This is a genomic window from Parvibaculum sp. MBR-TMA-1.3b-4.2, assembly GCF_053628815.1.
This window is the reverse complement of the sequence record NZ_JBRJHC010000001.1, coordinates 2,803,378-2,815,693: the sequence shown is the minus strand read 5'-3', so window position 1 is coordinate 2,815,693 and position 12,316 is coordinate 2,803,378. Positions and strand designations below refer to the sequence as shown.

Sequence of the window (12,316 nt, the reverse complement as noted above, 5' to 3'; positions counted from 1 at the left end):
CGCACGGCCTCAAACCTTGCGGTAAACCACACTGGATCCGTCGCCGGCGGTGAAGTCGAGCGCCGTCCACTGCTCCTGCCCGTCATACCAGAGCGAAAGCGGGTCTTTCATTTCAAGCTTGTAGCCGGTGGCGGGAACATGCTCGCCATCGGCCAGCGGCACCTTGTCCGCGCCCAGCTTCACCACCTCCGGCGTCAGCAATTCGCCATTCTGCGGATTGATCATCGGGCCGTTCAGCTCGTCGATGTTCCAATGCGTCGCCGCCAGCGCCTGCGAGGGCGCGACATAGGTTTTCTTGCCCGTCGACTTGACCCGGTAGCCCTTCTCCGTCTGGCTGACCTTCGTCACGAGGTCGTCGCCATCATTGTTGGTTTTTGCCTCGAGACCCACAAAACGTCCCTGCTCCCAACGCTCCAGATTTTGGTGCTCATAGCGAAAGACAGGGATGAAACCGATTTTCACCACCATCTCCACATCGATTGCGACCCGAAAATCCTGCTCGTCGCCCTGAAAGCTCAGCCGGTGATGCCCGATTTTCGACCCCTTGCGAAAAATATCGAAAGCGATTTCGTTTGATGCCGGCCGGCGCGGCGTTATGGGCGCCTCGACGATGTTTTGAGCGGCGGCAAGGACCGGGCGCGAGACCAGAATGGCAGCGCCTGTGCCCAACAGGAGTGCGCGGCGGGTCGGCATGATGATCCTCCTTGGCGTAACGCTTCGACTATCTGGGATACGCATTTGAGCGGGAGCCGGATCACGCCGCGCGGGAATGATCCGCCTCGGCCTGACCGGCGTATAGCTCATTCAGATAGTCGAAATTGAACGGGGAGCCGGAAAAGTGGCCGAAGTATTAGGCCTGATAGCCGTTTGCGTCAGTGGCGCCATGCTTCTGGCCTGGGCGGTTCAGGGCGTCACAAAGCACGGCGGCGCGGTCGATGTGGTCTGGTCGCTGGCGACGGGCCTGGCCTGCGTCGCAGCCGCTCTCTTCCCGCATGACGGCGGCCTGAGCGAGCGCCAGATACTCATCGCCATACTGGCGGGCGCCTGGTCGGCCCGGCTCACCCTGCACCTCTTCCAGCGTACGCTCATCAGCGAGCCCGATCCGCGCTATGTCGCATTCGCCGAGAGATACGGCTCCTACTGGTCGCCACGCATGGCGCTGTTCCTGCAGATTCAGGCCGTTGCCGCCTTCCTCCTCGCCGTCACCGTATTCTTCGCTGCGCATAACCCCGCGCCCGGCCTTGGCTGGACGGATCTCGCAGGCGTCCTCATCCTCGCCGGCGCCATCCTCGGCGAAGCCATCGCCGACCGTCAGCTCCGCCGCTTCAAGGCGGATCCGGAAAACAAGGGCAAGGTCTGCGACGCCGGCCTGTGGGGCTGGTCGCGCCACCCGAATTATTTCTTCGAATGGATGGGCTGGCTCGCCTATCCCGTCTTCGCGATCAACCTGTCGGACGGCTACTACGCCGGCCTTCTCTCCCTCACCGGCCCCGTCTTCATGTACTGGCTCCTGACCCGGGTATCCGGCGTGCCCATGCTGGAACGCGAAATGCTCGCCTCCAAAGGCGCCGCCTATGAAGCCTATCAGGCCCGCGTCAGTCCCTTCATTCCCTTGCCGCCCTCCGGCGGAAACACCGCCCGCCCGGCCTCCTCTGCCCACTGATCTTTGCAGGACAAAATCATGCTGAAATCCCTGACCGTTTCTCTTGCCGAACATGCGCCGCTTCCCGACAGCCTGCTCAAGGCGGGGATCGGGATGCGCGTCTCCAGCACCAACCGGCGGTTGATGGGCATGCCGGCAAGCGAAGAACACGCTTTCGCCGAGATGATGCGGAAAAATCCCGTTGCGCTTTTCACCGACGAAGCCAATGAACAGCACTACGAACTACCCGCCGACTTCTTCAAGCTCGCGCTGGGTTCGCATCTGAAATATTCCTGCTGCTTCTACGAGCATGACGAGGCGAGCCTGGACGAGGCGGAAGAAGCCGCGCTGCGGATCACCTGCAAGCGCGCAGGCCTTGCCGACGGGCAGGACATTCTGGAACTCGGCTGCGGCTGGGGATCGCTTTCTCTTTATATGGCTGCGACCTATCCGAATTCACACATCGTTTCCGTCTCCAACTCCGCTTCGCAACGCGCCTTCATCGAAGCGGAGGCAAAAAAGCGCGGCATCGACAATCTCGAAGTCATCACCGCCGACATGAATGTGTTCGAGACGGATCGTATGTTCGACCGCGCGATCAGTATCGAAATGTTCGAGCACATGACGAATTGGTACGACCTGCTGAAACGCGTCAAGACATGGCTGAACCCCGAAGGCCGCCTCTTCATCCATGTCTTCTCGCATTGCAATGCGCCTTACCGCTTCGACCATGAAGACGGCAATGACTGGATCGCCCAGTATTTCTTTACCGGCGGCAATATGCCGAGCCATGGCCTGATCCGACAGTTCCCCGAGCTTTTCGAGGTGGAGCAGGACTGGAACTGGAACGGCAAACATTATCAACGCACCGCGCTCGACTGGCTGGAAAATTACGATGCGAATGCACCCGCCATCCGCCGCATATTGAACGACGTCTACGGCAACGAGGCCGGCGTCTGGTTCCGGCGCTGGCGGCTCTTCTTTCTCGCAACGGCCGGGCTCTTCGGTCATGAGAACGGCACGGCCTGGGGCGTCAGCCACTATCTGCTGCGTCCCAACGCGGACTGAACAAAACCCTATAAATCACAAGGATAAACTGTTTATTCAGGCCTGCTGCGCAACCCTTGTTCCTCAAGAACAAGAGGAAACGCGATGATCTTCCAGATGGCCTGTCTCAGCGCATGGGTAAGCGACCGGATCGACGAAACAGAGCTTCATCGGATATTCGAAGGGTCTGCCATACGGAACAATTTCGCCGCGATTACAGGGGCGCTTTTCTGTTCGGAAAACTCGTTCTTCCACATCGTGGAAGGGGCCGAAGCGGAACTCTTGGCCCTGGAAGCCCGTCTCGTGAACGACCGGCGCATCAGATCCGTCAAGAGGGTCGCCCTCGAGAAACTGCCCTCGCGCTGTTTCGACGAATGGTCGGTGGTGGTGCAGAGCCCCGCTCTCATCTCGTCGGAAGGATGCGAGATGGAGTGCCTCACTTGCCCGCAAGCATCCATCTGCTCGGTGGCCGACTTCCTCGCCACGTCATCGGGCAAGGCCGCCGGTCTGCCGCAAGCGACACAGATCATGCTCGACTGGTTTTTCAGAATTCAGTTCAAGCAGAACGGCCTGAAAGACCCTAAAGAGATCAAAGGTTCCGGCCCCGCGCCTGCCGGCTTATCCGCCGAACGCCTGTCCGATGCGGCGTACTGACGCTAAACGTTCTGCCGGAAAGGACGATGAACGACCCTGTACTCTCCGGGTGCACCGCGCCGCCCTTTCAGCCACGCCCTGAAACCGCGGTCCGTGCAATGCGCCTGCCATTGGCGCTCGCTCATCTGACCGGACAGATAACAGAGAAGCAGGTTCTCGTTTTCGCTAAGTTTTTCCATACGAAAAACAATCTCTTTTCCGTGTTTCGCTCTTCAATAAAAACCGGGTTCGGATTGAACCTAGCGCGCGATACGGGAAATGACGTGTGTAATAGCGTGCCCGATTGTGCGCGGGCATGCCTGCCGGGGCATCCGCAATTTTTGTGCATCGCACACTTGCCGGGCGGGTCGGCGAAGCCCACCACAATGAGGGATGGCAGACGAGGCCGCATGCACTAGTCTTGCGCGCCATGCTGACCTTCATGTCCGATCTCTGGCCCCTGATACTTGGCCTCATCCAGTTTACCGCCATGGCGGGCGCTGCCGTGCACGTCATGCTTTCCAAGAGCGACGAACGCGCAGCCGCCGGCTGGCTTGCGGTCATTCTCCTGGTGCCGTTCCTCGGCTGGCTCGTCTATCTCATCTTCGGCATCAACCGCATCCAGCGCCGCGCGCGCGAACTGCGTGCCCGCCATGTCGGCGAATTACTGCCCGTCCCGCCGCCCGCCCGCATCGCAGGCGAGACGGTGCCCGACGGCCCGCAGGTGCGCGAAATGGAGAGCCTCGCCCGTTTCGGCTGGAAGGTGCTGCCGGAAAGCTTCGAGGGGGGAAACGCCATCCGCGTCCTCGAAAACGGCGACGAGGCTTATCCCGCCATGGTCGAGGCGATCGACGCAGCCCAACGCTCCGTGGCGCTTTCCACCTATATCTTCAACAACGATCTCGCTGGCCGAATGGTGCTCGACGCCCTGACACGCGCAAAGGCGCGCGGCGTGCGGGTACGCATCCTGATCGACGGCGTCGGCTGCTACTACTCGCACCCCTCCCTCATACCGCTTCTCAGAGAGCGTGGTCTCAATTACACGCGCTACCTGCACTCCTTCATGCCCTGGCGCATGCCCTATCTCAACATGCGCAACCATCAGAAAATTCTGGTGATCGACGGGCGGCACGGCTTTACCGGCGGCATGAACATTTCAGAGGGGAATTTGATCGATTCCGATCCTCGAAAGCCGATCCGCGACTATCACTTCCGGGTGGAAGGTCCGGTGGTCGCACACCTGATGCACACTTTCGCGCATGAATGGAATTTCGCCACCGGCGAACTTTTGGACGGGCCGGACTGGTTTCCGGAACTGGAGGAAGCCGGCGAGATCACCGCGCGCGGCCTCCCCGCCGGGCCGGATATGGGCATGAACCCGATCCGCTGGACATTGCTCGGCGCGCTCTCCGAAGCCCGTCACTGCATCCGCATTGTCACGCCCTATTTCGTCCCCGACCAGACCTTGCGGACCAATCTCTCCCTCGCCGCCATGCGTGGCGTAAAGGTCGACATCGTTCTGCCCGAGACCAACAATCTGCCCTTCGTCGACTGGGCCGCCACCCCGCAACTGGAATGGCTTGCCCGCGCAGGCTGCCGCATCTGGAAGACGCCCGGCCCCTTCGAGCACTCCAAACTCATGACCGTGGACAGACTCTGGTCGATGCTGGGCTCGGCCAATTGGGACGGGCGGAGCCTTCGCCTCAATTTTGAATTCAACCTGGAATGCTACGGTGCCTCGCTGGCAAACGAGATCGACGACATCATCGAACACAAGATCGCGTCGGCCCGGCCCGTCTCCAGCAAGGAACTTGCCGCACGCCCCATCTCGATCAAGCTGCGCGACGCCTTCTTCCGCCTTGGCTCACCCTATCTCTGACCCGATCTCCTTTTCCCCGGCCCCCGCGAGCGCTATGCTGCCGGGGTGCGATCGGACGCTCCATCTGAAACGACGATCCCGAAGAGGCTTGAAATGACCGAAAGCGGCGCGAAAAAAACGGCAGACGCGGAATTGAAAGACCTCCGTGCGGAGATCGCCGCACTCAAGGAAGCGCTTGAGGAGGAACGCGCCCGCAAGGCCCCGCCCTTTTCGAAAGAAGATGTCGAAGAGCTTGGCGACAAATTGCAGGACGGGCTGACCGATCTGGAAAAACAGATCGATTCCAATCCCGTTCCAAGCGCGCTCATCGCATTGGGCATCGGATTCCTTATCGGCCGTGTGCTGGGAAAGTAGGACCGCGATGTACGACCCCACACCCAAACTGCGAACGCTTGCCGAGGCCGAACTCTTCCGCGCCGAACTGGAGGCAAAGAGGCTCGCAAACCGTCTGAGCCTGATCGGCATCGCCGTCTTCCTTACGATTTTCGCCTTCACCATGCTGGTGATCGCCGGCTTTCTCGCACTCTCGGAACTTTACGGCTATCCGCTTGGGGCGCTTATCACCGGCGGCGCGCTGCTGTTCGTCGCCATTGTTGCGCTCGGCCTTGCCGCCCGCAAACCGAGCCATGCCGACGAACTGGAAATGAAACTCGCCAACCTCAATATCGAGGCGGCGCGCGCCGACATTCGCCGCGATGTCGATGCGCTGGAAAAGCGTTTCAACGATCTCTCTATGGGGCTTCTTGGCATGGTCCGCGGCACCTCTTCCGGGATGCCGATGGTCACAATCATCCTGGGCGCGCTGGCTGCGATGAGCCCTTTCTTGCGCAAGATCATCATGCCGATCCTCAATCGCGACAGCGGGAGCAAAGACGGCGACACAAAACCGGAGTAGCGGCGGCGCCCTGCCCGATGACAACACATGACATCGAGTGACGGCAGGGGCGGAATGGGATAGAAACCGGATCCGTATGGTCCGGCCGTCTCTTCAGGAAAATCCGATGAAACTCTATGCCTCGCCGACATCCCCTTTCGCCCGCAAATGCCGCGTACTCATCCGCGAGAAGAACGGCACATCCCATGTGAGCGAGGAAAATATCGTCGCCATGCAGGATCCGCCGGCGCTGCATGAAGCGAACCCGCTCGGCAAGGTGCCCGCGCTTGTACTTGCCAATGGCGACACGCTCTTCGACAGCCCGCTCATCTGCGAATATCTGGATTCGACCCTCGAAGGCGAAACCATGATCCCCCTTGCCCACCCCGAGCGTTGGCCCGTGCTGCGCTTTCAGGCGCTGGCCGACGGCATCATGGACGCAGCCGTTGCCATCACCATGGAACGCGGCCGCAAGGATTCCGAACAATCCGAAGTCTGGCTCGGCCGCTGGCATCGCGCCATCGACCGCTCGCTCCAAATTCTGGACGACGAAGTGACGAAACTCGACGGCCCCGTCGACCTTTCTCACATCGCGGTCGGATCGGCGCTTGGATATCTCGACTTCCGTCACGCTGCGCTGGAATGGCAGAAGAACTACCGAGAGATCGCCGGCTGGTGGGCGGACATGAGCAAGCGTCCGTCCTTTGCGGACACAGCCCCGCCCGCATCCTGACCGCTGCACCAGGCTCGCGCACATGATAGAGGTCACGGACAGACTCTCCCTCGCGGAAGAAGAGATCGTCCTGAGCTTTATCCGCTCGGGCGGTCCCGGCGGGCAGAATGTCAACAAGGTCGCAACCGCCGCGCAGCTTCGTTTCGACGCCCGCCACTCGCCTTCTCTGCCCCCGGCCGTTCGCAACCGGCTCCAGAAACTCGCAGGCGGCAAGCTGACCCGTGACGGCGTCATCGTCATCACGGCAAACCGCCACCGCACGCAGGAAGAAAACCGCAAGGATGCGATCGGCAGGCTGTTGGCACTCATCCAGGAGGCGGCCGTTCCGCCGCGTCCCCGAATACCGACAAGACCGACGCGTGCCTCGAAAAGGCGCCATCTCGAACACAAGAAACGTCACGGCGACATCAAGAAAATGCGACGCCGCCCGACGAATGGCGACTAGGCCCGCGGCTCAGCGCCAAGGCTCAACCAGCACTTTGGCATGCTTTTCCGGATTGCCGAGTTCCTCGAAGGCGTGGCGGACTTCTTCCACCGCCACCTTGCCCGTAATCATCGGCGAGACATCGATCTGGCCCTCGGCGATATGCTGGAGCGTCAGCGCGAATTCCTCCGGCGTATACCCCAGCACGAACTGCACATTGAGTTCCTTGTTGATGCCGAAGAAGGGCTCGAAGCGGTCATGCTCCATGCAGACGCCGACCACGACAACGCGCGTATGCCGCATCGCCCCTTCGAAGATCTGCTGGATGACGCCGGGCACACCGACGCATTCGAAGATCACGCCGGGCTTGGGCTGCGGCCCCATCCCCATCACCGAGAGCAGGCTCTGCGGATCGTAGCCCTCGGGCAGCGTCCGTTCCGACCAGTCGGTATAGGCGGAGTGATCGGCCGGATCGATGACGACATCGGCGCCCATCTTTTCCGCCAGCGCCCGGCGTGCCGGGCTGAAATCGGCGGCCACAATGGGCCCCACGCCCTTGATCTTGAGACCGGCGATAACGGCAAGGCCCACCGGCCCGCAACCCACCACCAGCGGCACTTCCTCACCGGTCAGGTTCGCCTTCTCCACCGCATGCCAGCCGACCGCCATGGGCTCGGTCAGCGCGGCATGATCGGTCGGCAGGCCATTGGGCACTTCGAGCAGCAGCAGCTCGTTCAGCACCATCTGCTCGGCGAAACCGCCCGGCGCGACATTCGAATAGCCGACCGGCTGCACATTGGCCTTGTCGCCATTCATATAGACGGCGAGCGGCATGGAGCAGACGCGCGTGCCGGGCTTGAATTTCTTCTCCGTGCCCGGTCCGTGGTCCAGCACTTCGGCGCAGAACTCATGACCGAAAACGATGTCCTTGTTGAGGTCCATCACGAAGCTGGAGCCGGAGCGCTTGGCCGCATCGACCATATGATGCGCGTGATGAAACGCATGCAGATCCGACCCGCAGATACCGCAGGCCAGCGTCTTCACCAGCACCTGACCCGTTTCCGGTTCGGGAGCCGGGATTTCATCGACATATAGATCGCCCTTCCGGAACACGGCAGCGCGCATAGGTATCCTCCCTTGTTTTCTTGTTGCCGCTATGGAAGCAGCGGGAGACCCCTCGCGCAAGAGAAAATAGACTTCGGTCTACTTCAACGTCCGTTTCTTCTCGCGGCGGCTGTTGATCGCCGTGATGACGAGGATCGGCACCGCTAGGAACAGAGTCAGCGCATTCGCACCGATCAGCGGCCCGTCGCCAAGGTTCAACCCGTGCAGCAGCCAGAGGAAGACACCGATGGTGAGGCACACATACATGGCAAGTGAGATGCCTGACGTATCGCGCGTGCGGATTGTCTTCAGCGCCTGCGGCACGAAAGCGGCCGTCGTGAGAAATGCTGCGATGTAACCGATGTCGACCATGGCCCAAACCCTCAGAAAAACCGGCGCGACTTTCTGCCGGAAGCGGGCTTCACGCAAGCGGTATCACAGGACAACCCCACCGATGGCGGCACTGGCTACCACCACCGCCCAGGGGGGTAACTTCCATATGGCGAGCGCCATCCAGGCTGCCAGCGCCAACGCGGCTTCCGCGCCACCGGAAATCGCGCTGGTGAAGACAGGCGTGTAAAGCGCGGCGGCGAGAAGCCCGACCACACCTGCATTGACACCCATCAGCGCCGCCCGCGCTGCGGTAAAGCGCGACAGTTTCGACCAGAAGGGCAGAACGCCCGGTACCAGCAGGAAGCTCGGCAGGAACATGGCGACGAGGCAGACCCCGGCGGCGAGAACCGGCCGGGCCACATCGTTCACGGCCGCGCCGACATAGGCCGAAAAGGTGAAGAGCGGCCCGGGTACCGCCTGCGCCATGCCGTAGCCGGCAAGGAAACTGTCCTGCGAGATGAGCCCGCGCGGCACGAGGTCGGCTTCCAGCAGCGGCAGTACGACATGTCCGCCACCGAACACGAGCGCACCTGCCCGGTAAAAAATATCGGCGAGGCGAAGCAACGGTTCGTCCCCCTGCGCCAGAAGCGGCAGGCCTGCGAGCAGACCGAAAAACAACGCGAGACACAGGATTGAAACCACCGGCGACACCGGCGCGGCAAGCGGCGGCCAGTCCTCGGTCTTTTTCGGTTTCAGCACGACAAGCCCGATCAGCGCCGCCCCCGCCAGCACCGCTAGTTGCATCAGCGTGGATGGCATAATGAGCATTGCCACCGCAGCGGCCACCGCGAGCGTGGCGCGCGGCGCATCGGGCGCCAGATTGCGGGCCATCTGCAGCACAGCCTGCGCGACCACGGCGACGGCGACGATCTTGAGTCCGCCCAGCACGCCCTGGCCGATGTCACCCTCAAGCGCCGCCGCGCCGAAGGAGGCGAACATAAGCGCGACAGCGGATGGCAGGGTGAAGGCAAGCCATGCCGCCAGCATACCGCCGGCGCCTGCCCGCATGAGACCGAGCCCCATGCCGACCTGGCTGCTCGCCGGACCGGGCAAAAACTGGCAAAGCGCAACGAGATCGGCATAGGCCCTGTCGTCGAGCCATCCCCGCTTTTCAACGATCTCGGCCCGGAAATATCCCAGATGCGCAACAGGGCCGCCGAATGAAGTGAGGCCCAGTTTGAGGAAGGCGGAGAAGACTTCGCCGATCGTGCCCTGCGCTGCCTTCTCCGTCATCGTCCCCCCTGTCGGGGCGGCTTAATCCGCCGCCCAGCCCTGCATGACCGCCGCTTCCCGGCGGACGCGCTCCGGCGCGCCCAGAAGCTGGCGATTAAGCCCGATTCTCTTGAACCAATAATGAAGCCCGAGAAGGTCGGTAAAACCCATGCCGCCATGAACTTCCGTGGCGGTGCGCGCCACGAAGCGGCCCACATCGGAAGTCAGCGACTTGGCATGCGCCGCCATCAACGGCGCTTCCTCCGGCATTTCGTCGAAGGCATGCGCGGCATACCAGACGAGCGAACGGCAGGGTTCGAGTTCTGCCGCCATTTCCGCGCACATATGCTTCACTGCCTGGAAGGAACCAATGACGCGACCGAACTGCTTGCGCTCCTTGGCATAGGCGACGGCCTTGTCGATCATCATCCAGCCCGTGCCCAGCGTGTCGGCGGCGAGCATGATGCGGCCCGCATCCCGCATGGCGTTGAGCGCGCCCGCCGTATCGCCGGAGAGCGGTTCGGCTTCCACATCGTCGAACTGCAATTCGCCCAGAGAGCGGGTGAGATCGATGCTGGTAAGCCCGACCCTGGCAAGTCCCTTGGCATCACCCTTCACGAGATGCAGCCCGCCATCCCTGTCGGCGACGATGAAGAGACCGGCTTCACCGAAATCCATCGCAAACCAGGCCTTGCCGTTGAGCTTGCCGTCCGAGGCCGTGACGCCCGCATCCTCGCGCGCGCCGGAGACCTTTTCTGCAATCGCAACCGACGCGACGACTTCACCCGAGGCGAGCTTCGGCAGCCATTCCTCCTGCTGCGCCATCGACCCTGCCCGCATCAGCGCCAGCGGCGCCATGACGGCTGTGGCAATGAAAGGCACCGGCGCCACATGACGGCCCAGCATTTCCGACACCAACGCCGCGTCGAGCAGAGCGAGTCCCAGCCCGCCCTGCGCTTCCGGTACGATCATGCCGGGCACACCGAGTTCGGTAAGTGCCGTCCAGACATCGTCCGCCATCGCCTCGCCGCCTTCGGCCGCCTTGCGCACCCGCTCCAGCGGGCAGACGCGTTCCAGCGTGCCGTTGAGGCTGTCCTGCAGCATGCGCTGATCTTCAGATAATCCGAATTCCATGGATCGAGCCTCCCTTTATGCTTTGGCGGGTTTCGGTTCGCGCGGCATGTCGAGACCGCGTTCCGAAATGATGTTTTTCTGAATCTGCGCCGTCCCGCCGCCGATGATGAGGCCGAGATCAAACATGTAGCGGCTTTGCCACGAACCCCAGGCGCGCAGATGCGGGCTCTTGCCGTAAAGCACCCCCAGCTCGCCCAACGCATCGATGGCAAGCGCGGCGAGCTGATGGTTGATCTCGCAGCCCTGCAGCTTGACGATCAGCCGTGCAATCCCCGGATCCTCGCCCTTGGAGGCCGCCGTCAGCAGGCGCAGTCCGTGGAACTGCATCGCATAGACGCGAGATTGCAGATCCACCAGCCGGTCGCAATAGAGCGGATTTTCGATAAGCTTCTGCCCGTCCATCGTCTCGGTCTGCATGAGATCGACGATCTCTTTCAGCCGCGTGCCTGCCTGGTTCGGATCGCCCAGCATGCCACGCTCATGCTTGAGCGTTGCATTGGCAACGAACCAGCCCTGTCCGCGTTCGCCGACAATCTGGTTCTTCGGCACGCGCACATCGGTGAAGAAGACTTCATTGAATTCCGCTGCGCCGGTCATGGTCTTCAGCGGACGCACCTCGATACCCGGTGTGTCCATGGAGAAGAGGAGATAGGAAATTCCCTGATGCTTCGGCGCATCGGGCTCGGTACGCACGAGGCAGAAGATCATGTCGGCATCCTTGGCCGTCGAGGTCCAGATCTTCTGGCCGTTGATGACGAAATCATCGCCGTCTTCGATCGCCTTCGTCTGCAGCGAGGCAAGGTCGGAACCCGACCCGGGTTCCGAATATCCCTGACACCACACCACCTCGCCCTTCAGCGTCGGCTCGATCCACTTCTGCTTCTGCTCCGGCGTGCCGAGCTCCAGAAGCGTCGGCACGAACATGGAAATGCCCTGGTTCGCAAGCCCGAGCGGCAGACCGGCGGCGGTAAACTCCTCTGCGATGATGCGCGACTTGAGAATGTCCGGTTCCCCGCCATAGCCGCCATATTCCATCGGGATGGTCCGGGCGGCATAACCGTTCTCGATCAGAAGCTGCTGCCACGCCTTCCACTCCGCGTCCGGGCGCGCTACGCGCATGCGTTCCGGCGCATCCTTACGATGTTTGGCAATAAACTGGCGCACCTCTTCGCGGAAGGCCTCATATTCGGGCCCGTATGCGAGGTCCATACCTCTACTCCCTGCTTGTCGACCGGACTTCA

At 61.8% G+C, this 12,316-nt stretch carries 14 protein-coding genes; 8 read left to right on the top strand and 6 right to left on the bottom strand.

Annotated elements, in window-relative coordinates:
• Positions 1-9: 9 nt before the first annotated feature.
• Complete coding sequence (locus tag ACSSVQ_RS13495; RefSeq protein WP_454183836.1) at positions 10-693, bottom strand: DUF6134 family protein; 684 nt, start codon at positions 691-693, stop codon at positions 10-12.
• A gap of 145 nt (positions 694-838) precedes the next feature.
• Between ACSSVQ_RS13495 and ACSSVQ_RS13490 the strand changes: the two genes are divergently transcribed.
• From ACSSVQ_RS13490 to arfB, 8 genes are all read left to right on the top strand, one after another.
• Positions 839-1,663 (top strand): DUF1295 domain-containing protein, encoded by an 825-nt coding sequence (locus ACSSVQ_RS13490; protein WP_454183834.1) that lies wholly within the window; start codon positions 839-841, stop codon positions 1,661-1,663.
• 15 nt (positions 1,664-1,678) lie between these two features.
• Positions 1,679-2,710, top strand: a complete 1,032-nt coding sequence (locus tag ACSSVQ_RS13485; RefSeq protein WP_454184696.1) for an SAM-dependent methyltransferase — start codon at positions 1,679-1,681, stop codon at positions 2,708-2,710.
• A gap of 84 nt (positions 2,711-2,794) precedes the next feature.
• Positions 2,795-3,343: a BLUF domain-containing protein gene (locus ACSSVQ_RS13480; protein WP_454183832.1), complete on the top strand. Its 549-nt coding sequence runs from the start codon at positions 2,795-2,797 to the stop codon at positions 3,341-3,343.
• Between the two features lie 409 nt (positions 3,344-3,752).
• Positions 3,753-5,201, top strand: a complete 1,449-nt coding sequence (locus ACSSVQ_RS13475; RefSeq protein ID WP_454184695.1) for a phospholipase D-like domain-containing protein — start codon at positions 3,753-3,755, stop codon at positions 5,199-5,201.
• Between the two features lie 93 nt (positions 5,202-5,294).
• Positions 5,295-5,555 carry a hypothetical protein gene (locus ACSSVQ_RS13470; RefSeq protein ID WP_454183830.1) on the top strand — a complete coding sequence of 87 codons (261 nt, stop codon included), beginning with the start codon at positions 5,295-5,297 and terminating at the stop codon, positions 5,553-5,555.
• Between the two features lie 7 nt (positions 5,556-5,562).
• Positions 5,563-6,096, top strand: a complete 534-nt coding sequence (locus tag ACSSVQ_RS13465) for a phage holin family protein (protein WP_454183828.1) — start codon at positions 5,563-5,565, stop codon at positions 6,094-6,096.
• A 106-nt stretch (positions 6,097-6,202) separates the two neighbouring features.
• Complete coding sequence (locus ACSSVQ_RS13460; RefSeq protein ID WP_454183826.1) at positions 6,203-6,808, top strand: glutathione S-transferase N-terminal domain-containing protein; 606 nt, start codon at positions 6,203-6,205, stop codon at positions 6,806-6,808.
• A 22-nt stretch (positions 6,809-6,830) separates the two neighbouring features.
• Positions 6,831-7,253, top strand: coding sequence for an alternative ribosome rescue aminoacyl-tRNA hydrolase ArfB (arfB, locus tag ACSSVQ_RS13455; protein ID WP_454183824.1), 423 nt, complete (start codon positions 6,831-6,833; stop codon positions 7,251-7,253).
• Positions 7,254-7,262: 9 nt separating this feature from the next.
• Here the strand turns inward: arfB and ACSSVQ_RS13450 are convergent, their stop codons facing one another.
• The 5 genes from ACSSVQ_RS13450 to ACSSVQ_RS13430 form a co-directional block, all read right to left on the bottom strand.
• Complete coding sequence (locus ACSSVQ_RS13450) at positions 7,263-8,357, bottom strand: zinc-binding dehydrogenase (protein WP_454183822.1); 1,095 nt, start codon at positions 8,355-8,357, stop codon at positions 7,263-7,265.
• Between the two features lie 78 nt (positions 8,358-8,435).
• Positions 8,436-8,708 (bottom strand): SemiSWEET transporter, encoded by a 273-nt coding sequence (locus ACSSVQ_RS13445; RefSeq protein WP_454183820.1) that lies wholly within the window; start codon positions 8,706-8,708, stop codon positions 8,436-8,438.
• A gap of 63 nt (positions 8,709-8,771) precedes the next feature.
• A complete protein-coding gene (gene chrA / locus ACSSVQ_RS13440) occupies positions 8,772-9,962 on the bottom strand; it encodes a chromate efflux transporter (protein WP_454183818.1) in 1,191 nt (396 codons plus the stop codon).
• A gap of 21 nt (positions 9,963-9,983) precedes the next feature.
• Positions 9,984-11,075, bottom strand: a complete 1,092-nt coding sequence (locus ACSSVQ_RS13435; protein WP_454183816.1) for an acyl-CoA dehydrogenase family protein — start codon at positions 11,073-11,075, stop codon at positions 9,984-9,986.
• A gap of 15 nt (positions 11,076-11,090) precedes the next feature.
• A complete protein-coding gene (locus tag ACSSVQ_RS13430; protein ID WP_454183814.1) occupies positions 11,091-12,284 on the bottom strand; it encodes an acyl-CoA dehydrogenase family protein in 1,194 nt (397 codons plus the stop codon).
• Positions 12,285-12,316 lie beyond the last annotated feature (32 nt).

What these genes read in the sequence shown, in the direction of transcription:
- ACSSVQ_RS13465 (WP_454183828.1), top strand. Translation starts at nt 5,563, where the DNA reads ATGTACGACCCCACACCCAAACTGCGAACGCTTGCCGAGGCCGAACTC.
- ACSSVQ_RS13435 (WP_454183816.1), bottom strand. Translation starts at nt 11,075, where the DNA reads ATGGAATTCGGATTATCTGAAGATCAGCGCATGCTGCAGGACAGCCTC.
- arfB (WP_454183824.1), top strand. Translation starts at nt 6,831, where the DNA reads ATGATAGAGGTCACGGACAGACTCTCCCTCGCGGAAGAAGAGATCGTC.
- ACSSVQ_RS13450 (WP_454183822.1), bottom strand. Translation starts at nt 8,357, where the DNA reads ATGCGCGCTGCCGTGTTCCGGAAGGGCGATCTATATGTCGATGAAATC.
- ACSSVQ_RS13480 (WP_454183832.1), top strand. Translation starts at nt 2,795, where the DNA reads ATGATCTTCCAGATGGCCTGTCTCAGCGCATGGGTAAGCGACCGGATC.
- ACSSVQ_RS13470 (WP_454183830.1), top strand. Translation starts at nt 5,295, where the DNA reads ATGACCGAAAGCGGCGCGAAAAAAACGGCAGACGCGGAATTGAAAGAC.
- ACSSVQ_RS13430 (WP_454183814.1), bottom strand. Translation starts at nt 12,284, where the DNA reads ATGGACCTCGCATACGGGCCCGAATATGAGGCCTTCCGCGAAGAGGTG.
- ACSSVQ_RS13475 (WP_454184695.1), top strand. Translation starts at nt 3,753, where the DNA reads ATGCTGACCTTCATGTCCGATCTCTGGCCCCTGATACTTGGCCTCATC.
- ACSSVQ_RS13495 (WP_454183836.1), bottom strand. Translation starts at nt 693, where the DNA reads ATGCCGACCCGCCGCGCACTCCTGTTGGGCACAGGCGCTGCCATTCTG.
- ACSSVQ_RS13460 (WP_454183826.1), top strand. Translation starts at nt 6,203, where the DNA reads ATGAAACTCTATGCCTCGCCGACATCCCCTTTCGCCCGCAAATGCCGC.
- ACSSVQ_RS13445 (WP_454183820.1), bottom strand. Translation starts at nt 8,708, where the DNA reads ATGGTCGACATCGGTTACATCGCAGCATTTCTCACGACGGCCGCTTTC.
- chrA (WP_454183818.1), bottom strand. Translation starts at nt 9,962, where the DNA reads ATGACGGAGAAGGCAGCGCAGGGCACGATCGGCGAAGTCTTCTCCGCC.